A 26,811-nucleotide genomic window follows, 5' to 3' on the forward strand; every position below is an offset into this window, starting at 1 on the left:
ATGCATGGCATGCGGGCATGTAAGCATGATAGGCCGGGCAAGCTCGGTAAGCCCGAGCCGACGAAATCCGTGATGAATCGAAACTGAAGGAGGAATTTGACATGAGTAAAATCGGAGTAGCTTTGGCATTATGCGTGCTATTGTTGGGGGCGGTCATTGTCGTCGGCGACGGCGTCGCGACCCAGGTGGTCGACCGCGGAGGCGACATCGGCGCATCGCTGTCGAACGCCAATCTCGGGGTGAACAGCACGAGCGGCGCCGTCACGTCGACGACTCCTTAACCGGCGAACGATGGCAAAGCTGTTGGTTTCTCTTGCGATGCTGGTGCTAGTGTTCGGCCTTGCTTTATACGTGTTTCAAGGCGGCGCGGGCGTCACCGACGCCGTTCGCAACGGACATGATTCGGTGCTGCAGTCGGTGCGCAGCTTCGACTACGTGTCGGATTAGGGCGCGCGCATGATCCGAAACGAGCAAGGCGGCGCGGACACGCTGATCGTTACGTTGTTTGTTTGTCCCTTATTATTGTTCCTATGCTTCGCGGGGGTGCCGTTCTTTGTGTTTATGATGAAAGGCACGCATCTGAACGTCGTCGCGAATCACGCGTTGAAGGAGGCCGAGTCGATCGGGTACGTGAGTCCGGCCGTCATCGCCGCAGCGACCGAAAGACTGGCCGCGCTGGGGCTCGAGCCGGTGACGAGGGGCGGGATCACGTATCCGTCCTTCGCGGGCAGTACGGCGGTAAAGGTGCTGAGGGACGAGCCGAATGCCGCGATTACGGTCGTCGTGACGTATCCGGCGCCGGGCGTCGGCCGGCTCCTAGCTTTGGTGGGTGGCGGAGCTGCGGAAGAAGAAGGAATGTACCGCGTCGTCCTGCATGGGAAGAGCGAAGCGTATGAGTAGGGCGCGGGTTCGAGCGGACGAACGCGGAGGGGCGCATGTGCTGCTGCTCGCCCTGCTGGGCGCCGTGTTCGCCGTATTGCTCCTGACGACATCGATCGATTGGATGCTGCAATCCGCTAATAAAACAAAATCAAAGCTCGCGCTCGACCGCGCGACGCACGCGGCCGCGACGCATGTGAACCTCGACGAGGCGATGTACGGCCGATTGAGCTGGGACGAATCGGCCGGGCGGGACGAATTCCGCCGTTTCCTTCGATTGAATTTCGGTCTGGACGCCGAGGGCGAACCGGTCGCGGGCGGTCGGCTCGAACAAGCGCCTGTCGTGCACATGCTGGAATTCGTGTCGGCCGGAACGTATCCCGCGACCGTCGCGCGGACGGTCGTCGTCGACGAGGGAACCGATACGGAGACGCGGCGGACGATCGACGTGACCGTCTACGGTCCTTCCGTCGTGGCGATCGTCGAAGTGCATCAACGGGTTCGAGGACGGCTCGAACCCGTGGTGCTTTCCAGCGTGGCGAGCGTCCGCTTCCGATAGGTCGGACAGGGCAGGCCGGACAAGGATATCCACATAAAAAAACGTGAATTTAACGCCATAAATGATTATTTATTCACATTATCCACAACCACTTACCCCAAAATTGTGGATAAGCTGTGCGAGGGGAGCCCTATTGCAGCAAAGCTTCCCATTCCTCATATTTGGCGGTCAATTCCGCTTTTCGACAATCGATAGATGTCTGGAGCTCCTGTATGGCGACATAATCGTTGTAAACTTCCGGGTCGGTGAGCCGCTCCTCGAAGGCGGCGAGCTCTTGTTCCGCGGAGGCGATCTCCCCCTCCAGCTGCTCGAGACGGCGCTGGCGGCTGCGTTCCTCGCGCTTCGATTGCTTATCCGCCTCGTAATTGGAGGCGGGGGCGCCCGAAGCGGCGGCGGATTCGACCGCTTTCGATCCCGAAGCGGCCTTCGCTGCCGAAAGCTCCGCGTTTTCGGCCTGTTTTTCGAGAAAATCGTCGTAATTTCCCAGGAAATGTCGAACGCCGTTCGGATGCAGCTCGACGATTTGCTCCGCCATCCGGTTTAAGAAGTAGCGGTCATGCGAAATAAACAGCAGGGTTCCCTCATAGTCGAGCAGGGCGGATTCCAACACTTCTTTGCTCGTTAAATCGAGATGGTTGGTCGGCTCGTCCAATATGAGCAGGTTGGCGTTCTTGAGCATGAGCTTGGCCAAGGACACACGCGCCTTCTCGCCGCCGCTGAGCGAGTGAATTTTCTTTGTGACGTCTTCCCCGCTGAAGAGGAAGTTCCCCAGCACGGTGCGGATACGAACTTCCTCCAGGTGCGGGTACTCGTTCCACACCTCCTCGAGTACGGTGTTGCTCGGCGTAAGACCGGTTTGTTCTTGGTCGTAGTAGCCGATGGTTACGTTCGTCCCCCAATGAATGGCGCCGGCCGCGGGCGTCATCTCGCCGACCAACGCTTTCAGCAGCGTCGATTTGCCGATGCCGTTCGGACCGATCAGGGCGACGGCGTCGCCGCGGCGCAGCTCGAACCCGACGTCCCGAAACAAATACGTCTTTCCGCCGTCGTAAGACATGGCGAGGTTTCGAACCTCCAGCACTTCCTTGCCGGAGATCCGGTCGACCTCGAAGCTGAACGAGGCTTTCTTCAAGTCGCCGGAGGGCCGGTCGATCCGGTCCATGCGCTCGAGCATTTTGCGCCGGCTTTGCGCCCGCTTCGTCGTCGTCGCCCGAACGATGTTGCGGCGAATGAAATCCTCCATGCGGGCGATCTCGTCCTGTTGTTTCTCGTACAATTTTAAGTTGCGTTCGTAATCGGCCGCCTTCTGCTCCACGAACCGGGAGTAGTTGCCTGCGTAGCGCTTCGACGAGGTTCGCTCGATTTCGTATATGACGTCGACGAGCGCGTCGAGGAAGTAGCGGTCGTGCGATACGACGAGCACCGCTCCCGGGTAGCCGCGCAAGTACGACTCGAGCCAGGTTAGCGTCTCGATGTCCAGGTAATTCGTCGGCTCGTCGAGCATGAGCAGGTCGGGCTTTTGCAACAGCAGCCGGGCGAGGGCGAGGCGCGTCTTCTGGCCGCCGCTCAGCGTGGAGACGATCGTATCCGGCGACATGTCCCCGAAGCCCATGCCGTGCAGGACGCCGCGAATCGTCGCCTCTATCGCGTAGCCGTCCCGCTCGCGGAACGTCTCCGACAGCGAAGCGTATCGCGCCAACACGTGCTCGTACGCGGCCGCGTCCGCCGCAAGACCGGGGTCGGCCATGCGGGCCTCGAGCTCTCGCAATTCCTGCTCCATGGAGAGCAGTTCGGAGAACACCGCCCGCATCTCGTTCGCGATGCTCCGATCGGAGCTGAGCCCGCTGTCTTGGGCGAGGTAACCGAGCGTCGTGCCCTTCGCGAAAAACAGCTGCCCGCCGTCGTGCGACGTCTCCCCCGCCAAGATGCGGAGCAACGTCGACTTGCCCGCGCCGTTGGCGCCGACGAGTCCGATCCGCTCGCGTTCCCCCACTTGTAGATGAATATTCGACAGCACGACGGTCGCGCCATACTGCTTTCCGATCCCGGACGCTTGCAATAACATGATAAGTCCCTCCGCGTTCCCCAAAAATCGCTACTTTCAGTGTATCGGAATCGCCGCGGCGGCGCTAGTCGTTCGGGCCGCGCAGCCGCGAGGGCCGGCAAGCCGCGCGCCTCGGCGGGCGTTTCGTTCGGCCTGCGCCTCGGGCTCCATTGCAGCCCCTGTCCCCATGTATGGTACAATATATAGAAAGTTATGGACGACGCGCATCACGGGGGAGGCCGCGGCACGATGATCAGCGAACGGAAACAAGCGCTGCGCCGGCGCATGACGGCGGCGCGGGACGCGATTCCGCAGGAGGTCCGAGCGGACTTGTCGCTTCGAATCGCGGCGCACGCGATCGACGCATGGGCGCGCGGCGCCTTCGCCTGGGGCGCCGGCGCGGACGGCGAGCGGCCGCTGCGGCTCGCCGTCTATGCGGCGTTCCGCTCGGAGGCGGACGCGATGGAGCTCGCTCGCTGGTGCTGGGCGCGCGGCATTCCGGTGGCGGCGCCGCGCGTGGACGCCGCCGCCGGCGAGATGACCCTGCGGGAGATCGCAGGGGAGCAATGCTTGGTGCCGGGGGCGTACGGCATTCGGGAGCCGGGGCCGGACGCGCCGACTGCCCCGCTTGCTCCGGGGACGCTGCTGCTCGTCCCCGGGCTCGCCTTCGACGCCGCGGGCGGGCGGCTCGGCTATGGAGGAGGCTACTACGACCGCCTCCTCGCTCACCATCGCGCCGACGTCGCGTCCGGCGCGATCGTGGTCGCCGCGCCCGCTTACGCGGCGCAAGTGGTGGACGTCGTGCCGACCGAGCCGCACGACGCGAAGGTCCGCTTCCTGATTACCGAGGAAGGGATCGTAGACTGCAGGACGGGGGGACGCGGGAATGGAATTTACGCATATGAACGAACAGGGCCGGGCCCGGATGGTCGATATTTCGGACAAAGCGGAGACGGTACGGACGGCGACGGCGACGAGCGCGGTCGTCATGCGGCCGGAGACGCTGCAAGCGATTAAAGCCGGCACCGCCGCGAAGGGCGATGTGCTCGCGGTGGCGCAGGTCGCGGGCATTATGGCCGCGAAGCGGACGCCGGACGTCATTCCGATGTGCCATCCGATTCGGATTACGGGCGTGGACATCGCATTCGAGGACGACGGCGTCGAGACGCTGCGGATCGAAGCGACGGTCCGGACGACCGGCGGCACGGGCGTCGAGATGGAGGCGCTGACGGCGGCGTCGATCGCCGCGCTTACCGTCTACGACATGTGTAAAGCGATGGACAAGGCGATGACGATCGGGCCGACGCGGCTCGAACGGAAGACGGGAGGCAAAAGCGGGGATTTCTACCGGAACGCGTAAATACGAAGGGGAGAGAAACCATGCGATGGAAAGTGGCGATACTGACCGCCAGCGATCGGGGCGCTCGGGGGGAGCGGGAGTCGACGAGCGCGCTGGTCATTCGGGAGCTCGTGGAGGAAGAGTTGCAAGGGGAGATCGTCGAGGATCGCGTCGTCCCCGACGAGACCGACGAGGTGATGGCGGCGCTGATCGAGATGTCGGATTACCACCAGGCGGACCTCATCTTGACGACGGGCGGATCGGGGCTGCAAGCGCGCGACGTGACGCCGGAGGCGACAAAGCAGGTTGTCGAGGCGGAGATCCCGGGCTTCGGAGAGCTCATCCGCGCGCACCTCGCGTCTCGGAACATCCGCTCCGCGCTGTTTCGCGGGACGGCGGGGCGCCGGGGGCGCACCCTGATCGTTAACTTGCCGAGCAAGCCGAAAGGCGTGAGCACCGCGATGCTGTCGATCATGCCGGATCTCGAGGCGGCGATGCAGGCGTTGTCCGGGAAGGGGGGCGAGCCGGAGGAATGAAGCCCGACCGTATCTTGAAGGAGGTCCGCGTGCAGGACGCCGTCGGCTTGCGCCTCGGCCACGACCTGACGCGCATCGTGCCGGGCGAGTTCAAAGGCCGCGCCTTCGCCAAAGGGCACGTCATCGAAGAAAGCGACATCCCGCTGCTGCTCGACATCGGCAAAGAGCACATCTACATCTTGGACGTGCCCGAGGGCTGGGTGCATGAGGAGGATGCCGCGCTGCGCATGGCGCGAGCGACCGCGGGCGACCATATCGAGCTCACCGAGCCGAGCGAAGGGAAGGTCGCGCTGAAGGCGTCCGCGCTCGGCCTCGCGAAGATCGACGAGACGTTCGTCCACATGGCGAACGAGATCGAGCACGTCGTGTTCAGCACGATCGTAAACAATACCGTCGTGCGGCCGGGCTCGACGCTGGCGGCGACCCGGGTCGTCCCGCTCGTCGTCGAGGAGGCGACCGTAGCCCGCTTCGAGACGCTCGCGCAGCAGCATCGGTACCGGACGAACGCCGCGCCGATCGTCGCCGTGAAGCCGTTCCGCAGCCTGAAGGCCGGCGTCGTCACGACGGGGAGCGAGGTGGCGAGCGGGCGAATCGAGGACAAGTTCGGCCCCGTGCTCCGCGACAAGCTGGCGGCGCTCGGCTCCGAGGTCGTCGAGCAGCGCTTCTCGCGGGACGACACCGCAAGCATCGTCGCGCATATTGACCATTACCTCAAAGCCGGCGTCGACCTCGTTCTCGTCACCGGCGGCATGTCCGTCGATCCCGACGACCGAACGCCGGGCGCGATCAAGCAGGCCGGCGCCGACGTCGTGTCCTACGGGACGCCGATGCTGCCCGGCTCGATGATGCTGTTCGGCTATTTGCCGGGCGGCACCCCGATCTTCGGCTTGCCGGGCGCCGTCATCTACGAGCCGTACACCTCGTTCGACGCGCTCCTCCCCCGCGTGTGCGCCGGGGAGCGCATCGAACGCGCCGACATCGTGCGGATGGGCTACGGCGGCTTGCTCAAATCTTAAGGAGGCGATACCGCCATGCAAAATATCGGTTTGCCGGGTATCATCCTGATCGTCGTGCTCGCGCTCATCCTGTTCGGCCCGAAGAAGCTGCCGGAGCTCGGCCGCGCCTTCGGCCGCACGCTGCGCGAATTCAAAGAAGGCACGAAGGAGCTGCTTAAGGACGACGACGACAAACTCGAAGCGGAGAAGGCCATCCGCGCGAACGCGTCCGACGCGGCGCCGCGCGGCGCCGCCGAGGCCGTTAAGCATGCCGAAGCGACGGAGGCTTCGAAGAAAGACGACAAGCGGTTGCCCGAATAAAAAACATCGACGCAAGGCGTTGCCAATAGCGGCAACGCCTTTTTTTGCGTTCCGGCGTTTTTTTATCAGGACACATTCCTCAATTTTCAGTCAATTCCAACGTTCACCTATACCCGCAATCGCTCCGGTACATACAGTGAATCCAGAACGGAAGGCGAGCGAGTCGAAAGCCGAACGCGCGAGCAAAGACGTTCAAACCCAAACCACCCACGGAAAGGAGAACGTGCAACATGAAGGTAACCTTTAACGGCAGCGTAAAGGGCGAAGCCAACGTGCGAAAAGCGGGAGGAGGTTCCGGTTCGAGCTCGAGCCGTCGGGCGGTTCGAGCGATTCGTTCGGAAATCCGCCGAGGCGTACGCCGAATTCGCCGGGACTTGCGGAAGGCCCGTCGGGACATTCGCCGCAACGTCCGCAGCGAACTTCGCCGGGAGTTGTATTCCGACCGGTTCGCGAATTTTATTCGAGGAGCCGTCGCCAACAACGAACCGTTTCGGGAAATCGCTCTTGGATTGGTGAACGAAGCGGTTCAGGTCGAGACGTCGGCGGGCGCCGTGAGCGGCACGCTGATCGAGGTCGGTACGGACTATATGGTCGTCCGTGAAACGCCGAGCACGATTCTGGTCGTACCGTTCCGCAACGTCGAGGCCATTCAGCCTTTGTAAAATTAAAGAAGGAGAGGAAGATGCATTATGTTTGAAAACGAACTGCGCGATCATCTGAACGAACGCGCCCAAGTGGTGACGTCCGCGGAAACGATCTCCGGCGTACTCGTCGCCGTCACCGAGTCGACCGCGACGGTGCGCGTCGCCCAATATCCCGGTTATGGCGGAGCTGAGGACGTAACCGTGCGTTTGGAAACGATCGCCTACGTCAGATTTTTTGTATGAGCCGCCGGTCGCTTTCCGTCATCATTCCGGCGCAAAACGAAGCGTCCACGATCGTCGCCGTCCTGAAAGAGGTTCGGAAGCTGTCTCCGCTCGAAATCATCGTAGTGGCGAACGGTTCGACGGACGGAACCGTTCAGCTTTGCCGGGAGATGGGCTGCACGGTATTGGATTACCCGCAAGCGCTGGGTAACGACATCGGGAGAGCCATCGGCGCGCACTTCGCCCGCGGAGACGTCTTGTTGTTTTTGGACGGCGACATTCCGATCCCCGCCGAACGTCTGCAGCCGTTCGTCGCCGCCATCGAGAACGGATGCGACATCGCATTGAACAACTTGTCATGGCTGAACGCTACCGGCTTACCGCATTATACGACGCTGGCGAAGAAAGTGTTCAATCGCATGCTGCAGCGGATCGATTTGTCGGGCAACTCGTTACTCGCCATCCCGCATGCGTTAAGCCGGAAGGCGCTGCGAACGATCGGTTGGCGCCATCTGGCCACCCCTGTGTTAGCGCAAGCCATTGCGATCGAACGCAGGCTCTCGATCTGCCACGCAGGCGCCGTAGACGTTGTCTACTCGAATAAGCCACGGTTGATGCACAGCCGAAAACACGGGAATTCGCCCTTCCCCGAATCGACCGAACGCATCCTCGGCGACCATCTGGAAGCCATTCATTACGCGATCGGCCGATTCGGCCCCCGGGCGGGATTGACGGACGGAGCTCGCAAACGCGAGTTCCTCCAATCTTATTCCGTGCCCGATCGGCCGCGGAAGGCGAAGCGAAGCGCCATTATTCCGGTCGGCGAAGAGCGGGACACGATTCAAGCCGTCGTACGGGAAGCCAGACGCGCGGGCGTCGACGAGATCGTCGTCGTGGCGAACGGAGCGGACGACGAGACGGTCGCGAGGGCGATGTTAGTCGGCGCGAACGTGCTTGTGTTCCGCGAGCGGCTGGGCCATAACGTCGGCAGAGCCGTGGGCGCGGCTTTCAGCACGGGAGACGTACTGCTGTTTATCGACGGAGACTTCGTCGTACCTTCCGAAGACCTGCGAAAGTATATCGAGCGCGTAGAATCGGGACTGGACGTAGCGCTCAACGACTTGTCGGTGCTTTGCTACCGCGAGGGGATGCCGCTCGATCCCATCAGCGCGGCGAAATATTTTCTCAATTGTTGCTTGCGTAGACCGGAGCTGCTCAACGGCTCGCTGACCGCCGTTCCGCATGCGATGCATCGGAGGGTCGTCGAGGCGATCGGCTTTCGCAGTCTCATGATCCCGCCGCTGGCGCAAGCGAAAGCGATCATGGACGGCTTCGCCGTACGCAACGTCCATTACGTCGACGTGGTCGCGCCGAATCGAATCCGGCCGGAGCATGCGCTTCGGAACGGAACTGTACCGGCTTTCGAGCGCATCGTCGGGGATCATGTCGAAGCGATCGACTACGTGCTTCGGCGAACGGATCGCCGGGGCGGCTTTTTCGACGGAAGACGAAATCGGGACATCTTAGATCAACTCGGGAGGGATTTGCGGTGAACGAAGGTTTGCCTTGGAAGGTGGCCGTGGTGGGTCTCGGCTATGTCGGGCTGCCGCTCGCCATTCATATTCATGGAAGAGGTTTCCCCGTACAGGGTTTCGATAAAGACGAACGAAAAATTCGGATGCTGCACGCCGGAAAGAGTTATATTCCGGACGTTCCCGACGACGCCGTAAAACAAGCGGCGCAATCCGGAACCTTCGAGGCGGCCGTACCCTCGAACGCGATTCGAGAGGCGGAATATATTATCGTTAGCGTGCCTACGCCGCTGAATCGGCAAGGTCATCCCGATCTTACCGCCGTAAAGCGGGCGTCTATGTATGTCGCGAAGCATTTGCGGCCCGGACAGACGGTCGTGTTCGAGAGCTCCACGTACCCCGGCACCCTGGAGGAAGTCATCCTGCCGATCTTGAACGAGAGCGGCTTGCAGGTCGGGACGGATTATTATTTAGGGTATTCCCCGGAACGGATCGACCCCGGGAACCATGCCTTCCCCATCGAGGCGATCCCGAAGGTCGTCAGCGGATTGACGCAAGCGTGCCTGGAACGAGTGAACCTTTTATACAGCCGCCTATTTCGCCGGACGGTGCCGGTCAGCCATCCGAAGGTAGCGGAGATGTGCAAGCTGTTCGAAAACATTCAACGACTGGTCAATATTTCGCTGGTCAACGAGATCGATCTCATCTGCGAGCGAATGGACATCGACTTTTGGGAGACGCTGCAGGCGGCTTCGACGAAACCGTTCGGCTTCACGCCGTATTGGCCGGGTCCGGGCATCGGCGGTCATTGCATCCCGGTCGACCCGCTGTATTTCCAATGGAAAGCGAAGCAGTTCGGACAGATGAGCAGACTGATCGGCGCCGCGCACCGCATTAACGCCGAGATGCCTCGCCGTATCGCAGAACGGGTCGCGCGGAGCATCGGCTCTGCCGGTTGCGGAGCATCCAAGGGCAAGGTGCTCGCGATCGGTCTGGCATACAAGAAAGACGTGAACGACATTCGAGAGTCGTCGGCGGTCGACGTGTTCGCCCGCTTGGCGGGCGACGGATACCAGATGGAATTTTGCGATCCGCACGTATCCGACGTCAAAGTGGGGGGAAAGAAATACGTTTCGAAAAAGCTGACCCCGGAGCTCCTTCGATCCGCGGACGCGGTCGTTATCTTAACGGATCATTCCGACATCGATTGGACGATGGTCCGAAAGCATGCGAAGCGCATCGTCGATACGCGCGGAGTACTGCGCCGTACGGCCGGGGGGGATACGGCATGACGAAGACGTCGAAAAGTTTGGTGACGGGCGGAGCCGGCTTTATCGGCTCTCATGTCGCTCGCCGGTTGCTGGCCGAGGGCCACGAAGTGACCGTACTGGATTCGCATATCGGGCACGGGATCGTTCCGAACGTTCGTTACGTGAAGGGCAGCGTGACGGACGGCGCGCTCGTCGAACAGCTGGTCGCAGGGCACGACTATGTATTCCATCTGGCCGCCCGATTAGGGGTGAAGACGACGATGAGCGCCCCCGCGGAGATGATCGAGAACAACCTGCAAGGCACGATGAACGTGCTGCAGGCGGCATCGAAATACGGCAAGAAGGTCGTATTCGCTTCCTCCTCGGAAGTGTACGGCAAAGGCAAGCCCCCCTTCGCCGAGGACGACGATCTGCTGTACGGCCCGACGAGAAAGCTGCGCTGGAGCTATGCGACGGCGAAGCTGGTCGAGGAGTTCCTATGCCTCGGATACGGAAGGAAAGGGCTGCCGGTTACCGTCGTCCGGTATTTCAACGTGTACGGCCCGGGACAGAAGGAGGGACCGTACGGCGGCGTCGTGCCGAAATTCATTCGCGCGGCGCTGGCCGGCGAGGACATTCCGGTGTACGGACGCGGCGACCAGACCCGCTGCTTTACGTATGTCGACGATGCGGCCGAAGCGACCGTTCGCGCGCTGCGGCCGGAAGCGGATCAAGAAATTATCAACATCGGCACGGATGAGGAAATTCCGATTATGGCGTTGGCCCGGCGGATCAAGCTGGTCACGGGCAGCGCGTCGAATATCGTCACGATTCCTCACGAGACGGTATACCCGTACGGGTTCGAAGAAATTCCGCGGCGGCTGCCGAGGACGGCCAAGATGAAGTCGCTGCTCGGCTTCGCGCCGCGGACGGCTTTGACGGAGGGCCTCGTTCGGACCGTGCAGTGGTACCGCGACAACGACCGACGCGCGCAAGGGGAGTGAACGCCGTGGTCCGAACCCTCTCTGTCATTATTCCTGCTAAAGACGAAGCAGGTACGCTGTACGACGTCGTGACGGCATGCAAACATGTAAATCCATTGGAAATCATCGTCGTCGCCAACGGCTGCACCGACAATACGGCGGCGATCGCGCGGAGGCTGGGCTGCCGCGTGCTCGAGTTTGCAGCCCCCCTCGGTCATGACGTCGGGCGAGCGGTCGGGGCTAAGGCGGCCCGAGGCGATATCCTGTTATTCCTCGACGCCGACGTGCCGATCCGGTCCGGGGAGCTGCGCGACTTCTTGGAGCCGATCGCCGCCGGCCGGGCGGACGTCGTATTGAACAACATGGATCCGTTGTTCGCCCGGCAGCGTCGGCCGCACAGCACGACCGTCTGGAGACAAATCGCGAACGCCATGGTCCGAAGAGACGATCTGAATATCGATTCCTTGCTTTCGATCCCGCATGCCATGACGAAGGAGGCGGCGCAAGCCGTCGGATACGCCCGGCTCGCGAATCCGATCCACGCGCACCTCCTCGCCGCAGGCGCTTCGATTCGGATCGACCGCACCCGCTCCATCGACGTGATCGCGAACAACCGGTATCGGCCGGAGCAGCATGACGCGCCGGCGGGCCGGCTCTCGAACTCCGAGCAGCGCATTATCGGGGATCATCTCGCGGCGCTCTCGGCCGTATGGAACGATCCGCGGGGCGGGTTTAGCGACGGCGGCAGAAGAAGAGATATCGTCAAGCGGATCCAGTCGGGCGCGCTTCGGATGCCAGTCGTCGCCAAGATGCGAAGGCAACGGGTTTCCGCGCTGTACGGGGGACAGAAGTTGTCGGTCGTCATTCCGGCGCAAAACGAGGAAGCGACGATCGGCGCGGTCATCCGCGAGGCAAGGAAAATCGAGCCGGCGGAAATTATTGTCGTCGTGAACGGATCGAAGGACCGGACGACGTCGATCGCGATCGAGGAAGGGGCGACGGTGCTTCATTTTGCGGAACGGCTCGGGAACGATGTCGGCCGGGCGATCGGGGCGATGGCGGCGACGGGAGACGTGCTGCTCTTTATCGACGGCGATTTCGCGATCCCCGCCGCGCAGCTTTACCCGTATGCGAAAGCCGTGTCGACCGGCATCGATCTCGCGCTGAACGACCTGAACCACTATTTGGACATTCGTTTCCCTTACAATGTGGTCACCGCTTGCAAATACGGGGTGAACCTGGCGCTGGATCGCAAACCGCTCGGCGTCGGCTCGTTCATCGCCGTGCCGCACGCCGTGCACCGGACGGCGGCCGATCGGATCGGCAGGGATGCATTCCTCTCTCCGGTGAAGGCGCAAGTTCAAGCGTTGCTTCTCGGCTGTTCGGCGGCCAACGTCGCGCGTACGGAAGTGGACCGCATGAATCGAATTCGACCCGAGGAGCACTTCGCCGCCGTCGGTCACCCCCCGGCCGTGGAGCGCATCATCGGAGACCATATCGAAGGCATTCATGCGTTAACGCAAGCGGCGGGAGACAGAGGTCTGTTCGGGCGGCATGATCGGAACCTGAACTTAGCGGGTCTATGAGGGAGGCGCGTTCCGGAGCGAGGCGGCGGTCTGCTTCACGCAGGACAACGGGGATATGATCCATTCGTCGATCGTAAAGCTGGCCGCGGGCAGCCGGTATTGCTCGGAAATTCGCCGGAACAGCGACTTGCGATATTCGGTATCGACGAGAATCATAAGCGCCGGAAGGGCGTCCGGCCGCTCGGGCGTCATATAATAATGGCGATACTTCTCCATTTTAATATCCCGTAGGTACCCGGCGCTTTCGGTGCTTCGGTCCACCTCGAGAAACAGCTTGACGGGACGGGAATCCAATGCAAATTCGATGTACGCGTCGGGAATGAGCCCCCCGAATTTCGGCTCCACTTCGAATGCGCGGAGGATTCCCGCTTCCGCCGTTTGCAATTGAACGAACACCTCGGCGATCAAGGTAAAGTGAATCGACTTTTCCGATTTTCGAAACGACTTGATGCCTTCGACCCCGTGCCGATATTCCATCTCGAGCGCGCCGCGTTTGGATATGTAATATATCTTCTGCTCGTATTTCGACGGCTGCCAAGACTTTACCCATCCGAACCGCTCCATATCGTTCAATTTTCTTCGGGTCACGCTGATGCCATGGTTGCCGGCATAACCGTACAACCGATGAATTTGCCGGGTGGACATGAAGCGCAGGCGGGCCAAGGCCAGCAAGATGCCATGCTCTCGATCGCTCATCGGCGAACTCGGTTGTAATCCGGGGGATAAGGAATCTTTCTTCATTTGTTCACCCCTCGACACTACTCGTTTTTCCTTGTTTTCCTTGGCCGGCCGCCGTTTTTCCTACGCTGGCCCGGCGTGTTCCTAGGGAACTTGCGGAAGCACTATATACATATGCTCAGAGGGCTAGTCATGGTGTAGCTATTTTTCGCCTGCGGTTTCATGGGTATATCCCCCGACGGCATCAAATATATTGTAATGACCCGAGGGAGGGAACGGACAACATGGATACCGGCTTGCTTATCGTTTCTTTCGCGATTTCTGTCGTATGCTCGTTATTCGCGCTGGACGTGACGACGAAGTGCAGGTGTAAAATCAGAGAACTCCAGCTTTGTCTGTTATTCATGGGCGCCGCCGTCATGGGAGCCGGAACATGGGCCGTTCACTATGTGGCGATGCTAGGAAGCCGATTCGGAGCGCTGGACATCGTCTATGACGGAGCGTTGCTTTACGTTTCCTTGTTCGTAACGATCGTATCGGCGTATGCGGCGCTCGTTGCCGTATCGTTCCCGCTGCCGGAGGGCGTCCGAAGCTTCGTGAGCGCGGTCGTCGTCACGATGGGTATAAGTTCCTTGCATTTCGTCGGGATGTCCGCCATGAACATGAACGCGATTTTAGTCTACGACTATGCCTTATTGTTCGGTTCGATTTTGTTCTCGCTTGCAGCCAACTACGGAGCATTCCGATTGTTCATCTACGAACGTTACCGACGACTTCGTTATCGCTCCGTCTGGAGCGCCGTTCTGCTTGGCGTATCGATCAACGGCATGCATGCGCTTGCGATCGAAGGGGCCCGAATGATTCCTCTCGCGGCGCAGGCGCAAGGCGATTTATCGGGAACCGCGCTGGACGAGTCGGGGCTCGCCAAAGTCGTCGCGATCGTGTTCGGCACGATCTTCGCGATCACGTTTCTGGCTTTTTTTATTCTCCACCGGGTTTCGGAACGGCTGCAACGGCTGGAAATCGAACATAAAATGTACGCCGGCATTTTCTCCAATGCCAAAGACGCGATCTTGATCCTCCGGGCCGACTCGGCGCAAACGATCGCGGAAGTCAACGAACAAGCCTGCGTGCTGTTAGGAATGCCTAGGAAGGAATTGTTGGGCGCGCCCTTGGGACAAGTGGTTATGGGCCGCGTCCGGCGAACGAGCTTCGACGACAACGAGGAGGAATGGAAATTCGTGCGCGAAGGACGATTTCGTCTTGCCCAGGCGCGCATCCGTTCTATCGAGGTTCATGGCCGAGAGACGCGCCGGGTGGCGTTCTTGCGGGACATTACGGATGTAAAGACGACCCGCGCTATCGCGAGCTTATTCAAGCCCTTATCGTTGCTGACCGTATCCGGTCTGCCTTGGCGTCTGCTGCTCTCGATCCTGGAACATGTAACGCCTACGCTGTTTCCGGACGCGACCATTCGATTCGAGCCCGCGACGCGGAGACTCGCCTTTGAGACGCAGGCAACCGCTAACCCCATGACTCGGGAGATTAAGACGATGGATGGCGTCTGTATAGGCCGAATCTCCTTGACTAGGAAAGGGGGGGGAAGCCCCTATTACGCAGGCGGCGGGGAGGAGGCGTGGTTGGAAAGGTGCGCGGACTTGCTCGAGATGATCAGTACTTTGGAAAACGGCGCCTTGACGGACGGTCATCGCGAAGACGCCATCGCCGGCGTCCTCAATCAGGCGTTGACTTTCGAATTCGTCGGCTTGACCGTAACCTATTTGCTCGGTTACGAGCCGGACGACATCTTGGGCGATCCGCTGCTCGAGCTGTTTCATCCGGAGGACGCGAAACTATTCCTTCTTCGCATTCGCAACGCGAGCGAGTTGAACACGCCTTGCAGAATCCAAGTGAGGTTACTGCATAAGACAGGAAGCTGGGTATCCATGGATATGATGCTGGCAGCGAGCGCGCATCATGACCAAGCGAAGGTGATCTTCATGGCGCACATATCCAAGGCGGAACGACCTCTTGCCTTCTTGTACGACGAAAACCAAAAGTTCGAGTTTTTATTTGATTATTATCCGGGATCGGTATGCTGCTTAGATCTAGAGGGCCGTTTCGTGCGATTGAACAGCGGGCTGGAGAGCCTGACCGGTTTCGATGCGGAAGAACTGTTGGGAGAGTCGTTCGAGAAAGTGATATGGCCGGACGATCTGGAGAAGACGAAGGCGAACTTCGAGCAAGCGGCAAGAGGGATATCCTTGACGTACGATATTCGAATTCAACGCAAAGACGGGGGGCTGGTCCCGCTTCAAGTCACGAATTTTCCGGTCGTCGAAGGGACGACGATCGTCGGCGTATTCGGCATCTCGATCGATGCGACCCGTCTCGGAACATCGAACCGAACCGTGAACGACAAGGAGGGACATTTAGACGAACCGGGGGAAGCCCACGAAACGAAAATCACCAAGCGCGAAAAGGAAGTCATTCGGCTCATCCAACAAGGGATGAGCAACAAAGAAATCGCATCGCATCTGGAAATTAGCGAGCATACGGTGAAAAATCATATCAGCAATATTTTTACGAAACTTGGGATCAACGATAGAAATCAAATCCTGGTCTTATTTCCCGATGCGGCGGATTAAATTGCCTTGGGACAGGACACAATGGGGAAGGTGCCAAATGCCGGAAAAAAAGTTTGTCCATCCTCTTGAAATCGATTCGGGAAATGAGTAAAATTTGAATCGTGAGTGTTAGCACTAGCCGACCGCGAGTGCTAACAAAGCGGAAAACACTGGAGAACCATATTGAAGGAGGCCATTTTGTCATGATCAAACCTTTGGGAGATCGCGTAGTGATCGAAGCCATCGCCAAGGAGGAAACGACCGCCAGCGGCATCGTGCTGCCGGAGACGGCGAAGGAGAAGCCGCAAGAGGGCAAAGTCGTCGCTGTCGGCGCAGGCGCCTACAAAGACGGCGAGCGCATTCCGCTCGACGTGAAGGAAGGCGACCGCGTGATTTTCTCGAAATATGCCGGCACGGAAGTGAAATTCGAAGGCCGCGAGCTGTTGATCATGCGGGAGAGCGACATCCTCGCCGTTCTTGGCTAATCGCGGTTTACACATAGGGAAGCTCGAAGCATTTTCAGGATATACAGAACTCTAGGAGGTAGAAATTACGATGGCGAAGGAAATTAAGTTCAGCGAAGAAGCCCGCCGCTCGATGCTCCGCGGCGTGGACGCGCTTGCCAATGCAGTGAAGGTGACGCTCGGACCGAAGGGCCGCAACGTCGTGCTCGAGAAGAAGTTCGGCAGCCCGCTCATCACGAACGACGGCGTGTCGATCGCGAAGGAAATCGAACTCGAAGACGCATTCGAGAACATGGGCGCGCAGCTCGTGAAAGAAGTCGCTACGAAGACGAACGACGTCGCGGGCGACGGCACGACGACGGCTACGGTTCTCGCGCAGGCGATGATCCGCGAAGGTCTGAAGAACGTAACGGCCGGCGCCAACCCGATGGTCGTTCGCAAAGGCATCGAGAAAGCCGTTCGCGCGGCGGTCGAAGAGCTGAAGTCGATCTCCAAGCAAATCGAGGGCAAGCAATCGATCGCGCAAGTCGCGGCGATCTCCTCGGCGGACGAGGAAGTCGGTCAGCTCATCGCGGACGCGATGGAGAAGGTCGGAAACGACGGCGTCATCACGGTCGAAGAGTCCAAGGGCTTCACGACGGAGCTCGAAGTGGTCGAGGGCATGCAGTTCGACCGCGGTTACGTCTCGCCGTACATGATCACGGATACGGATAAGATGGAATCCGTGCTCGACAACCCGTACATCTTGATCACGGACAAGAAAATCTCCAACATCCAAGAGATTCTTCCGGTGCTCGAGAAGGTCGTTCAATCCGGCAAGCAATTGCTCATCATCGCGGAAGACGTGGAAGGCGAAGCGCAAGCGACGCTTATCGTCAACAAGCTCCGCGGCACGTTCACTTGCGTAGCCGTGAAAGCTCCGGGCTTCGGCGATCGCCGCAAAGCGATGCTGCAGGATATCGCCGCTCTGACGGGCGCGCAAGTGATCACGGAAGAGCTCGGTCTCGACCTGAAGTCGACTCGCGTCGATCAACTCGGCTCCGCTCGTCAGGTTCGCGTGTCGAAAGAAAACACGATCATCGTCGACGGCGCAGGCGACAAGAACGACATCCAAGCTCGCGTGAACCAAATTCGCGCGCAGCTCGAGGAGACGACGTCCGATTTCGATAAGGAGAAGCTCCAAGAGCGCCTTGCGAAGCTGGCCGGCGGCGTAGCCGTCATCAAGGTCGGCGCGGCGACGGAGACGGAATTGAAAGAGCGGAAGCTCCGCATCGAAGACGCCCTGAATTCTACTCGCGCAGCGGTAGAAGAAGGCATCGTCTCCGGCGGCGGCACGGCGCTCGTGAACGTATATAACGCTGTGGCGGCAGTGAAGGGCGACAACGTCGACGAGCAAACGGGCGTCAACATCGTGCTTCGCGCGCTGGAAGAGCCGGTTCGGACGATCGCGTTCAACGCAGGCCTCGAAGGCTCCGTCATCGTGGAGCGCCTGAAGAAGGAGCCGCTCGGCACGGGCTTCAACGCGGCGACGGGCGAGTGGGTCAACATGTTCGACGCAGGTATCGTCGACCCGACGAAGGTAACGCGTTCCGCATTGCAGAACGCTGCATCCGTTGCGGCGATGTTCCTGACGACCGAAGCGGTCGTCGCCGACAAGCCGGAGCCGAAGGGCGCCGGCGGCGGCATGCCGGACATGGGCGGCATGGGCGGTATGGGCGGCATGATGTAAGTTTGTAACGCAGCGGGCTTCGGTCCGGCGCGTCGAGATCCCTCGGAAGGAAACTTCCGGGGGATCTTTTTTTATTTTCATATCACTAACACCAGGGGGGCGACGCGTTGAGTCCATACCATGACGCCGATGATTCTGACCTTTTCGAAAAGTATGACGTCCCGCGATTTAACCGCCCTGCTTGCGCTTATTCTGGGGGTTGCTACGCTGATCATGCCGTCCGTCATGATTCGGTTCGAGAACAGTAACGACGGTAATTTGGAGGATGCGGCGAAATGTCTCGGAGCGAAGGCGTTTTACACGTTCCGCAAAGTGCTTCTCCCCTAATGTTGTAATACAACATTTGTTGATAAATTTAAAAGTGGTAATACCAATTAAGAAGTTTATTAATAAAAACCGTTTACAATAGCGCTTTCATGTGGTATTTTTGTGATGTGGACAAACAAGTTGTCTTACAACAATAAAAAATATATCATACAACATATGCAGGGGGTGTATAATCTGGTCCACTCTGGAAGCCCTAACGAGAAGGTTTACGATTACATCATGAACAAAATCATCTCTAAGGAATGGTCCCCCGGAACGAAGATTATGACGGAGAACCAGCTTGCGGTGGAATTAGAGGTCAGCCGGATTTCCGTTCGCGAAGCGTTGGAGAAATTAGTCGCCTTCGGTTTACTGGTGAAGAAGCAAGGTTCGGGGACGATCGTCAGCGAAGTGAAGCCGGCTACCTTGCTTCAGAGCTTGGTTCCGATTATGACGTTAGGCGAGAGCGACCTAGCTACGATCCTGGAATTCCGTATTTTGTTCGAGCCTGCGAACGTCCACTTGCTCATTCAGCATTACGACCAGAATATCGTAGACCAACTTAAGGAAACCTATGAGCAAATGAAGACGCACTACGAAGATCCGAGTAAATTTTATTTGTTCGACTACGATTTTCACGATCTGCTTGCCAAAGGTACGAAGAATGCCATGGTGATCACGATCAGCGAAATATTAACCAGTATTTTGAAGTTCAATATTAAGCAGATGTATTACGATGTCGGTCCCGATAATGCAATGTACTACCATCAAGCCATCATCGAGGCGATCGAGAAGAAGGACGCAGAGTTGGCGGCGCTCTTTATGAAGCGGCATTTGGAAGAAGCGTTGAAAAAACTACGGGACGCGGAACAGAAACAATTATAAACATCAATGGGGGATTACAGAACATGAAAAAGAACGCAACCGTACTATTAGGTCTTATGTTAACGCTTACGCTTACCGCATGCGGCACGCAGACGCAGGGCAACGGAGAAGGAGCCGAAGCCGACGGAACGGTCAAGACGATCAAAATCGGCCACGGAGCCAGCGAATCGTACCATATGCACCGGGCTTGGGAAAAGTTTTCGGAGACGTTGGAGGGCGCGGGACATTTTCAAGTAGAAATTTACCCTTCCTCCCAATTCGGGAATGACGCCGAAATGATCGAGAACGTGCAAACGGGCGACCTTACGATGGCGACGCCGCCGTCCTCCTTCTTGACGGATCAGGCTCCGGAGATGGCGTTGATCGAGCTGCCGTACGTGTTCCCGTCCAGGGAAGCGGCCGTCAACACGCTGAAAGGGGAATGGGGAAAGAAGCAGCTCGCCGAGTTGAACGATGACGGCTTGTACGGGCTTGGCTACCTTGAGAACGGTCTCCGGCACTTGACGAACAGCAAGCTTCCCGTTCGCAAGCCTTCCGATCTGTCCGGGTTAAAGCTTCGAACGATGCAGGTTCCTGCGCACGTGTACCTCTGGAACGATCTTGGGGCAACCGCAGAAGGCGCTCCGTTCGCCGAATTGTATAACAACTTGAGCACGGGTCGATTCGACGGACAAGAAAATCCGATCGCGCACATTCATGCGCAGAAATTCCATGAGGTTCAGGACTATCTTACCCTGACGGGTCACGTTTATACGGGTTATGTCCCGGTGATGAATCTCGAGTTCTGGAACGGCTTGTCGAGCGAAGAGCAGCAAGAAATTCAAGCGGCGTTCGATCAGGCATTCGATTATCAGTTGGAATTGATCGCTCAAGAAGAAAGCAAGCAGCTTGAGGAGATCGCGAATAATACGCAGTTTAAGACGGAAGTCATTGAATTGACGGAGGCCGAGAAGCAGGCGTTCATCGATGCGGCGCAGCCGACGTTGGAGCATTACCGCGAAGAGCTTGGCGCCGAGGCGTTCGATGCGTTCAAACAGGCGATCGCGGCGGCAAGCAAGTAAGCGAGCATTGGTCCGGTACTCTCCGGCAGGCCCTCCTGCCGAGAGTACCGATTTTATGAAACGGGGTGGACAGCTTGACGCCATTGAGATGGTTGAACGAAAACATAGAAAAGGTCCTAACCGCCACCTTATTGCTGCTGTTCAGCGGGTTGATGATTATTAACGTAGCGATGCTGTTTCTCATCCAAACCGCTTTGGCTTGGGCGTCGGAAGCCGTGTTGTTGATGTTCGTGTTCTTCGTATGGATCGGGATCAGCTATGCGTTCAAGGAGCGGAAGCATATCAGCGTAACGGCGCTCGTCGAACGTTTGCCCGCCGCCGGTCAGAAGGTCCACGGCATCGTTGTTAACCTCCTGATCATGGCGTTCTTCATCATGCTGGCGAAGGTCGGTTTGGAATGGCTGCTGAACCCGGCCGTTCAAAATAAGAGCTCTTTGCTGCTCGGATACCCGATGTGGTTGTTTTACGCTTCGGCGCCGGTAGGCGCGGCGTTATCGATTTTCCGGCTCGTTCAGAACTCCATCCAGGATATTCGGGGCATGCTCGAGACCGGCGCGAAGTAAAGGGGGGAGAACGAAGTGGAAGCTCTATATTTGTTCGGATTATTGCTTTTCTTCATCGCGTTCGGCGTTCCTATCGCGATTTCGCTCGGGATGTCGTCGATGATCTTCATTATGCTGTTCGGAACCTCGACCTTGGTCTTTCAAGCTCGTTCGGTCGTAACGGCGGTGGATTCGTACCCCCTCTTAGCCGTGCCGTTGTTTATTCTTGCGGGAGATTTGATGTACTCCGGCGGGCTATCGAAACGGATTATCGCTTTCGCGGATTCCTTAGTCGGCCACTTCAGAGCGGGACTCGCCCACGTTAACGTCTTGGCAAGCACCTTCTTCGCAGCCATATCCGGTTCTTCGCCGGCTACCGTCGCGGCGATCGGAACCAATATGATTCCGGAGATGGAGAAGCGCCACTACTCTAAGGAATACAGCACCTCGCTGACCGCCGCTTCCGGTATGATCGGCGTTCTGATTCCGCCCAGCATTCCTTTCATTATGTACGGTATCTCCGCGGAGCAATCGGTAAGCGTCCTGTTTATCGCGGGAATCGTGCCCGGCCTGTTATTCGCCGCCGGTTTCAGTATAATGGCCTACTTCTTGTATAAGAAAGCGGGCTTCAAATCGGATCATCAGGGGTTTTCGCTGTCTAACGTCGGGAGAACCTTGAAGGATGCCGTCTGGGCGTTGCTGGCCCCTTTCATTATCCTAGGAGGCATCTATGGAGGCGTGATGTCGCCTACGGAGGCCGCGGCGGTAGCCGTATTTTATTCCTTGTTCGTCGGGGTATTCGTCTACCGGAATTTGAAGGTGAAGGACATTTTCAAAGTGTTCATGAAGTCGTCTCTGACTTCTGCGACCGTGTTAGCCCTGGTCGCGTTCGCATCCACGTTCGGCCGGCTCCTTACTTTGGAGCAAGTGCCGGTGAAGCTTGCGAATTTCTTAACGAATGTTACGGACAATCAGATCGTACTGCTCTTGATCATCAATATTTTCTTGCTGATCGTCGGCATGTTCATGGAGACCGTGGCTTCGATCATTATCCTGACGCCGATTTTGCTTCCCGTCGTCATGCAGATGGGCGTCGATCCGATCTTGTTCGGCGTCATCTTAACGGTGAACTTGGCGATCGGATTTTGCACGCCGCCGCTCGGCGTCAATCTTTTCGTCGCAAGCGGCATTAGCGGGCTTTCCATCGAAAAAATATCGAGGGCGATCATCCCGTATTTCTTCGTGATGCTCCTTCTTCTGCTGCTGGTCACGTATGTGCCTGCGATATCGTTGACGTTGACGAAGTTTATTACCGGGTAATTACCCATAAACCATATAGATAGGACGGGAGAGCGCCATGACGAAATTTAAAGTGTACATCAGCGATTACGACTTTCCGAATATCGATATCGAAAGAAGCGTCCTAGAGCCGATCGGCGCGGAAGTGATCGGGTTGCAATGCAATACGGGGGAAAATCTGGCGGAGGAGGCGAAGGATGCGGATGCGATCCTTCAACAGTACGCGAAGATTCCCCGGGGGACGATCGAGAAGCTGAGCCGTTGCAAAGTGATCGCCCGATACGGGATCGGAACCGACATCGTGGATGTGGAGGCGGCGTATGCGTACGGGATGGTCGTCACGAACGTCATGGATTACTGCATCGAGGAAGTGGCGGACCACTCCATCTCGATGGCATTCACCTTGATTCGGGCGATTCCCGCGTACAACCAAGCGACGCATGAAGGGAGATGGCATTGGAGCGACTGGTACGCCCCGATCCATCGGATGAGAGATATGACCTTCGGGTTGGTCGGCTTCGGCCGCATCGCTCAAAACATGGCGCGAAAGCTTTCCGTATTCGGCTTCAACCTCGTGGCGTTCGATCCGTACGTATCCGAAAGCTTTATGGCGACATGCGGAGTCAAGAAAGTCGATCTGGACACGCTGCTGAGCACGTCGCACATTGTCGACGTCATGTGCCCGTATACGCCGGAGACGCATCACCTCATTAATGAAGAGGCGTTAAGAAAAATGAGTCGGGATGCCATCCTCATTAATTGCGCCCGCGGCAAGGTCGTGGATAACAAAGCGTTGTACAAGGCGCTAACGGAGAAATGGATCGTTGCGGCCGGACTTGACGATACGGAAGAGGAGCCGGCGAAGGTGAAAGATTGGACGCCGGACATGAATCCGTTGTTTACGCTCGATAATTGCATTATTACGCCGCACTCGGCTTACGTATCGCAGGCCTCCTTGGACGAAGCGCGGCGGACGGCCGCGGAAAATGTGAAAGCGGTACTGCTGGGACAGACGCCGCCGAATCTCGTGAAGCCGAAGCAACCGCCTGTCCGAGAGACCGTTCGCAATGGATAGTCGCCAGGTAAAAGATCAAGTCCTGGAGCATAAAGTGATCGCGATCGTTCGCGGGGTCGAGGCGTCGCGAATCCTTCCTACGGTGAAGGCGTTGTATGACGGAGGCATTCGGCTTGTGGAAGTGACGATCGATCAGGATCAAGCCGATGCGGTACAGCGAACGGCTGCAAAGATCCAGGCGATCGCGAGCCATTTCGGCAGCGATATTTGCGTAGGGGCAGGGACCGTTCTAACGGCCGAACAAGTCGCGGCGATGGCGGAGGCGGGCGCGCAATATATGATTTCTCCCCATGTCGACGCGAACGTGATTCGAAAGACGAAGGAATTGGGGAAGCTCTCTATTCCGGGGGCGCTGACGCCGACGGAGGCGGTAACCGCGCATACGGCGGGGGCGGACTTCGTCAAGTTGTTCCCCGCGGGCGAGCTCGGAATCCCGTTTATTAAGGCGCTGATGGCGCCGTTGCGGCACATTCCTATGCTCGCCGTAGGCGGAGTCACGCCGGACAATGTGAAGAACTTCCTCGATTCCGGCATGTCCGGGGTCGGGGTTGGCGGAAATTTAGTGCTTAAGCACGCGATCGAAACGGAAGCGTTCGAGGAGATTACCGCCGCAGCGAAGCGTTTTCTACAAAATACAAAATAAAAAAACCACGGAGGGAACCAACTATGAAATATGTAATGAATCCAAGACCGACGATCGATGAGAGCTTGATTGCGCCGTTCCGAGAAATGAAAGACGTGTGGTCCTTGTCCTGCGTCGTCGGCGACGCGATGGAGCGCGACAATGTGATGCGTCACGACATGAAGCCGAAGGCGGCGGATAAGAAAATTATCGGGCCGGCCATTACCGTAAGGTTGACGGCCGGGGATATCGTAGATTGTCTCGGCGTATTCGAAATCGCGAAGCCGGGCGACGTTATCGTCATCGACGCGTTCGGCGAGACGGAAACCTCGATCTGGGGGGGCTTGATGTCCGGGCTTGCGAGGAACGCAGGCGTCGTCGGCGCGGTCATCGACGGAAGCTGCCGCGATACGGATGAGGCGCGGATGCTGGACTTCCCGATTTCCGCGAAGGTATGCGGCCCGCGTGCGGCGCATACCGCCTATTCCGGCCGGAAAGAGCCGATCGAAATCAATGTTCCGATTACATGCGGAGGCGTGATCGTTAATCCCGGAGATTTGGTCGTAGCGGACGAAATCGGCGTCGTTGTAGTGCCTTATAAAGATTTGGCGGAAGTGTATACGCGAGCGCGCGAACAAGCCGACAAAGAAGCTGCGACGCGCGAAGAAATTCTGAGGGGCGCAACGGTGGAAGAGCTCCTGGCCAAATTCGGCCGAATTTAACGCAGTCATGTTTATTCTTACACTGGATACCGGGACAACGAACAGCCGGGTGACGCTCTGGAAAGACGGCGAGGCGGTAGGAAGGGTTTCCCGCGAGGTCGGGGTGCGGGATACGGCGAAGGACGGCCATAACCAACGGCTGAAGGCGACGCTGCGGGAGCTGATCGAGACGGTATTGTCCGAGCATTCCATTGCGTTGAACGACGTTACTACCATCCTGGCCTCCGGCATGATTACTTCCAACGTCGGCTTAGTGGAAATTCCTCACTTGGTTGCGCCCGTAAGCATGCAGGACTTGGCGAAGGCGCTGGTTCCCCGCCTCATTGCCGATGTGGTCGAAAAGGAAATTTGGTTTGCCCCGGGGATTAAGAACCCAGTGTCGAACGTAACGCTCGATAACTGCGAGGCGATGGACATTATGCGCGGGGAAGAGGTCGAGGCTTTCGGCCTCCTCCGCCGGCTGAATATGCAGGGACCGGCGGTTCTCATCCTGCCCGGGTCGCATACCAAGATCGTCTCTATCGACGAACAGAACCGCATTACCGGATGCGTGACTTCGCTGGCGGGCGAATTGATCTCGGAGATTACCCGGAATACGTTAATCTCGAACGCGCTTCAGAAATCGATGGCGACCGAATTCGATCCATCGTACGTACTTAAGGGCTTCGAGACCAGCCGCCGCGCCGGTCTCGCCCGTACCTGCTTCACGGTGCGAATCTTGGATCAATTCACGGACGCCACCGTGAACGAGAAGGCGAATTTCTTGTTGGGCGCCGTGCTGGCGGATGATCTCGAGGCGCTTAAGCACAGCGAAGCGATCGAAGCTCCCGAGCATGCCTCGATCGTCATTGCGGGGAAAGAGATCCTTAGCAAGGCGTTGGCATGCATCCTCGCGCATGATCGTACGTTTCAGCGGGTCAGCGTCGTCAGCGGCGACGCGCTGAACGATTTGGCGGGTTTCGGGATGATCCAACTGTCCGAAGGGACATGATAATCAGAATGGTATGGTTTGGGGCGTAAGCCCCAAACCTTTATCTATGTAAAGAGGTGACAACATGAATATCGGGAACATCAACGTCGCGATCGAAGGCGGGTTCGATCAGGCATTGCCCAAGATGGTGAAAGTGAGACAAAAGTTCGGCCGCGAGCAGATTGTCGACCTCGAAGACCACATCGCAAGAGAAGTGAGCGCGCGGATCGCCGCCAAAGATCTCGCGGGCCAACGGATCGCCGTCACCGCCGGCAGCCGCGGCATTAAGCATATCGACGTCATGACCAAGAAAGTGGTGGACGTCCTCAAGGAAGCGGGGGCCGAGCCGTTCATCGTTCCGTCCATGGGCAGTCACGGCGGCGCGACCGCCGAAGGGCAGCGGAAATTTCTTGCCAACTACAATATTACGGAACAATCGATGGGCGTGCCGATCCTCTCCTCCATGGAAGCGGTCCAGATCGGGGAGCTGGAAGACGGCATTCCCGTTTATTGCGATAAACACGCTTTCGAATCCGACGGCATTGTAGTGATCAATAAGATCAAACCGCATGCCGACTTCAAAGGCGAGTACGAGAGCGGTTTGGTAAAGATGATGGTCATCGGGCTCGGGAAGCACGTCGGCGCGACGTACTTGCATAAACAAGGCTTCGATACGTTCCACGCGCTGCTCCCTCGAGCGGCGAAAGTGTTTTTGGAGAAAGCGCCCGTGTTATTCGGCCTGGCCATCGTGGAGAATCCGTTCGATGAGCCGATGCTGATCGAAGCGATCGAGCCGGGAGAGATCCTGAACCGCGAGAAGCAGCTGTTGAACATTGCCAAGGAACAGGTGGCGAAAATTTTACTCGACGACATCGACGTGCTCATCGTCGACGAAATCGGAAAGAACATCAGCGGCGAAGGGATGGACCCGAACGTCACGG

At 58.3% G+C, this 26,811-nt stretch carries 30 protein-coding genes; 28 read left to right on the plus strand and 2 right to left on the minus strand.

Features of this window, described 5'->3' with window-relative positions; genetic code table 11:
- Window positions 1-101 precede the first annotated feature (101 nt).
- From VEZ38_RS17405 to VEZ38_RS17420, 4 genes are read left to right on the plus strand one after another with little or no spacing between them, the layout of a single operon-like run.
- Window positions 102-281, plus strand: a complete 180-nt coding sequence (locus VEZ38_RS17405) for a hypothetical protein (RefSeq protein ID WP_324895712.1) — start codon at window positions 102-104, stop codon at window positions 279-281.
- A 10-nt stretch (window positions 282-291) separates the two neighbouring features.
- Window positions 292-447 carry a hypothetical protein gene (locus tag VEZ38_RS17410; protein ID WP_324895714.1) on the plus strand — a complete coding sequence of 52 codons (156 nt, stop codon included), beginning with the start codon at window positions 292-294 and terminating at the stop codon, window positions 445-447.
- A gap of 9 nt (window positions 448-456) precedes the next feature.
- A complete protein-coding gene (locus VEZ38_RS17415; protein WP_324895716.1) occupies window positions 457-900 on the plus strand; it encodes a hypothetical protein in 444 nt (147 codons plus the stop codon).
- On the plus strand, window positions 893-1,438 hold the full coding sequence (locus VEZ38_RS17420; protein ID WP_324895718.1) for a hypothetical protein: 546 nt from the start codon (window positions 893-895) through the stop codon (window positions 1,436-1,438). Before VEZ38_RS17415 ends, VEZ38_RS17420 begins: the two co-directional genes overlap by 8 nt.
- Before the next feature lie 130 nt (window positions 1,439-1,568).
- Here the strand turns inward: VEZ38_RS17420 and VEZ38_RS17425 are convergent, their stop codons facing one another.
- A complete protein-coding gene (locus VEZ38_RS17425; protein ID WP_324895720.1) occupies window positions 1,569-3,503 on the minus strand; it encodes an ABC-F family ATP-binding cassette domain-containing protein in 1,935 nt (644 codons plus the stop codon).
- A 228-nt stretch (window positions 3,504-3,731) separates the two neighbouring features.
- Here VEZ38_RS17425 and VEZ38_RS17430 point away from each other — a divergent pair, with 228 nt between their 5' ends.
- The 11 genes from VEZ38_RS17430 to VEZ38_RS17480 all read left to right on the plus strand — a co-directional run bounded on the left by VEZ38_RS17430 (window position 3,732) and on the right by VEZ38_RS17480 (window position 12,890).
- Window positions 3,732-4,499 carry a 5-formyltetrahydrofolate cyclo-ligase gene (locus tag VEZ38_RS17430; protein WP_324895722.1) on the plus strand — a complete coding sequence of 256 codons (768 nt, stop codon included), beginning with the start codon at window positions 3,732-3,734 and terminating at the stop codon, window positions 4,497-4,499.
- Window positions 4,384-4,842 carry a cyclic pyranopterin monophosphate synthase MoaC gene (gene moaC, locus VEZ38_RS17435; protein ID WP_324895724.1) on the plus strand — a complete coding sequence of 153 codons (459 nt, stop codon included), beginning with the start codon at window positions 4,384-4,386 and terminating at the stop codon, window positions 4,840-4,842. Before VEZ38_RS17430 ends, moaC begins: the two co-directional genes overlap by 116 nt.
- Window positions 4,843-4,862: 20 nt before the next feature.
- Window positions 4,863-5,357, plus strand: coding sequence for a MogA/MoaB family molybdenum cofactor biosynthesis protein (locus tag VEZ38_RS17440; RefSeq protein ID WP_324895726.1), 495 nt, complete (start codon window positions 4,863-4,865; stop codon window positions 5,355-5,357).
- Entirely contained in the window at window positions 5,354-6,373 is a 1,020-nt protein-coding gene (locus tag VEZ38_RS17445; RefSeq protein ID WP_324895729.1) for a molybdopterin-binding protein, read from the plus strand. Before VEZ38_RS17440 ends, VEZ38_RS17445 begins: the two co-directional genes overlap by 4 nt.
- A 15-nt stretch (window positions 6,374-6,388) precedes the next feature.
- Window positions 6,389-6,673, plus strand: coding sequence for a twin-arginine translocase TatA/TatE family subunit (locus VEZ38_RS17450; RefSeq protein WP_324895731.1), 285 nt, complete (start codon window positions 6,389-6,391; stop codon window positions 6,671-6,673).
- Window positions 6,674-6,903: 230 nt separating this feature from the next.
- Entirely contained in the window at window positions 6,904-7,335 is a 432-nt protein-coding gene (locus VEZ38_RS17455; protein ID WP_324895733.1) for a DUF2642 domain-containing protein, read from the plus strand.
- A gap of 27 nt (window positions 7,336-7,362) precedes the next feature.
- The gene (locus VEZ38_RS17460; RefSeq protein ID WP_324895735.1) at window positions 7,363-7,560 is read left to right on the plus strand and encodes a hypothetical protein; all 198 of its coding nucleotides are present in this window, start codon (window positions 7,363-7,365) and stop codon (window positions 7,558-7,560) included.
- The gene (locus VEZ38_RS17465) at window positions 7,557-9,092 is read left to right on the plus strand and encodes a glycosyltransferase family 2 protein (protein WP_324895737.1); all 1,536 of its coding nucleotides are present in this window, start codon (window positions 7,557-7,559) and stop codon (window positions 9,090-9,092) included. Before VEZ38_RS17460 ends, VEZ38_RS17465 begins: the two co-directional genes overlap by 4 nt.
- A complete protein-coding gene (locus VEZ38_RS17470) occupies window positions 9,089-10,363 on the plus strand; it encodes a nucleotide sugar dehydrogenase (protein WP_324895739.1) in 1,275 nt (424 codons plus the stop codon). The genes VEZ38_RS17465 and VEZ38_RS17470 overlap by 4 nt, the downstream gene beginning before the upstream one ends.
- Window positions 10,360-11,325 carry an NAD-dependent epimerase/dehydratase family protein gene (locus VEZ38_RS17475; RefSeq protein WP_324895741.1) on the plus strand — a complete coding sequence of 322 codons (966 nt, stop codon included), beginning with the start codon at window positions 10,360-10,362 and terminating at the stop codon, window positions 11,323-11,325. The genes VEZ38_RS17470 and VEZ38_RS17475 overlap by 4 nt, the downstream gene beginning before the upstream one ends.
- Before the next feature lie 5 nt (window positions 11,326-11,330).
- Window positions 11,331-12,890: a glycosyltransferase family 2 protein gene (locus VEZ38_RS17480; protein ID WP_324895743.1), complete on the plus strand. Its 1,560-nt coding sequence runs from the start codon at window positions 11,331-11,333 to the stop codon at window positions 12,888-12,890.
- On the opposite strand, the gene VEZ38_RS17485 is transcribed toward VEZ38_RS17480, so the two are convergent.
- Window positions 12,885-13,586, minus strand: a complete 702-nt coding sequence (locus tag VEZ38_RS17485; protein ID WP_324895745.1) for a replication-relaxation family protein — start codon at window positions 13,584-13,586, stop codon at window positions 12,885-12,887. The two genes, VEZ38_RS17480 and VEZ38_RS17485, sit on opposite strands and share 6 nt — an antisense overlap.
- Window positions 13,587-13,852: 266 nt before the next feature.
- Between VEZ38_RS17485 and VEZ38_RS17490 the strand changes: the two genes are divergently transcribed.
- From VEZ38_RS17490 to VEZ38_RS17550, 13 genes are all read left to right on the plus strand, one after another.
- A complete protein-coding gene (locus tag VEZ38_RS17490) occupies window positions 13,853-16,216 on the plus strand; it encodes a PAS domain S-box protein (RefSeq protein WP_324895747.1) in 2,364 nt (787 codons plus the stop codon).
- A gap of 182 nt (window positions 16,217-16,398) precedes the next feature.
- Window positions 16,399-16,680: a co-chaperone GroES gene (groES, locus tag VEZ38_RS17495; protein ID WP_138194221.1), complete on the plus strand. Its 282-nt coding sequence runs from the start codon at window positions 16,399-16,401 to the stop codon at window positions 16,678-16,680.
- Between the two features lie 70 nt (window positions 16,681-16,750).
- Window positions 16,751-18,388, plus strand: coding sequence for a chaperonin GroEL (groL, locus tag VEZ38_RS17500; protein WP_324895751.1), 1,638 nt, complete (start codon window positions 16,751-16,753; stop codon window positions 18,386-18,388).
- A 120-nt stretch (window positions 18,389-18,508) separates the two neighbouring features.
- Window positions 18,509-18,715 (plus strand): hypothetical protein, encoded by a 207-nt coding sequence (locus tag VEZ38_RS17505; protein ID WP_324895753.1) that lies wholly within the window; start codon window positions 18,509-18,511, stop codon window positions 18,713-18,715.
- Between the two features lie 156 nt (window positions 18,716-18,871).
- On the plus strand, window positions 18,872-19,579 hold the full coding sequence (locus VEZ38_RS17510; RefSeq protein WP_324895769.1) for a FadR/GntR family transcriptional regulator: 708 nt from the start codon (window positions 18,872-18,874) through the stop codon (window positions 19,577-19,579).
- A gap of 23 nt (window positions 19,580-19,602) precedes the next feature.
- Entirely contained in the window at window positions 19,603-20,640 is a 1,038-nt protein-coding gene (locus VEZ38_RS17515) for a DctP family TRAP transporter solute-binding subunit (RefSeq protein WP_324895754.1), read from the plus strand.
- Between the two features lie 74 nt (window positions 20,641-20,714).
- Window positions 20,715-21,203 (plus strand): TRAP transporter small permease, encoded by a 489-nt coding sequence (locus VEZ38_RS17520; protein WP_324895756.1) that lies wholly within the window; start codon window positions 20,715-20,717, stop codon window positions 21,201-21,203.
- Between the two features lie 15 nt (window positions 21,204-21,218).
- The gene (locus tag VEZ38_RS17525) at window positions 21,219-22,502 is read left to right on the plus strand and encodes a TRAP transporter large permease (RefSeq protein ID WP_324895757.1); all 1,284 of its coding nucleotides are present in this window, start codon (window positions 21,219-21,221) and stop codon (window positions 22,500-22,502) included.
- Window positions 22,503-22,539: 37 nt separating this feature from the next.
- Window positions 22,540-23,556 (plus strand): C-terminal binding protein, encoded by a 1,017-nt coding sequence (locus VEZ38_RS17530; RefSeq protein WP_324895760.1) that lies wholly within the window; start codon window positions 22,540-22,542, stop codon window positions 23,554-23,556.
- Window positions 23,549-24,199 (plus strand): bifunctional 4-hydroxy-2-oxoglutarate aldolase/2-dehydro-3-deoxy-phosphogluconate aldolase, encoded by a 651-nt coding sequence (locus VEZ38_RS17535; RefSeq protein WP_324895762.1) that lies wholly within the window; start codon window positions 23,549-23,551, stop codon window positions 24,197-24,199. The genes VEZ38_RS17530 and VEZ38_RS17535 overlap by 8 nt, the downstream gene beginning before the upstream one ends.
- Before the next feature lie 23 nt (window positions 24,200-24,222).
- Window positions 24,223-24,900, plus strand: coding sequence for an RraA family protein (locus tag VEZ38_RS17540; RefSeq protein WP_324895763.1), 678 nt, complete (start codon window positions 24,223-24,225; stop codon window positions 24,898-24,900).
- A 7-nt stretch (window positions 24,901-24,907) separates the two neighbouring features.
- The gene (locus VEZ38_RS17545; protein WP_324895765.1) at window positions 24,908-25,891 is read left to right on the plus strand and encodes a 2-dehydro-3-deoxygalactonokinase; all 984 of its coding nucleotides are present in this window, start codon (window positions 24,908-24,910) and stop codon (window positions 25,889-25,891) included.
- Window positions 25,892-25,955: 64 nt separating this feature from the next.
- On the plus strand, window positions 25,956-26,811 hold an 856-nt coding region (locus VEZ38_RS17550), incomplete at its 3' end, for a lactate racemase domain-containing protein (RefSeq protein WP_324895767.1).

This window comes from Paenibacillus sp. (genome assembly GCF_035645235.1).
Lineage (GTDB): Bacteria > Bacillota > Bacilli > Paenibacillales > YIM-B00363 > Paenibacillus_AE.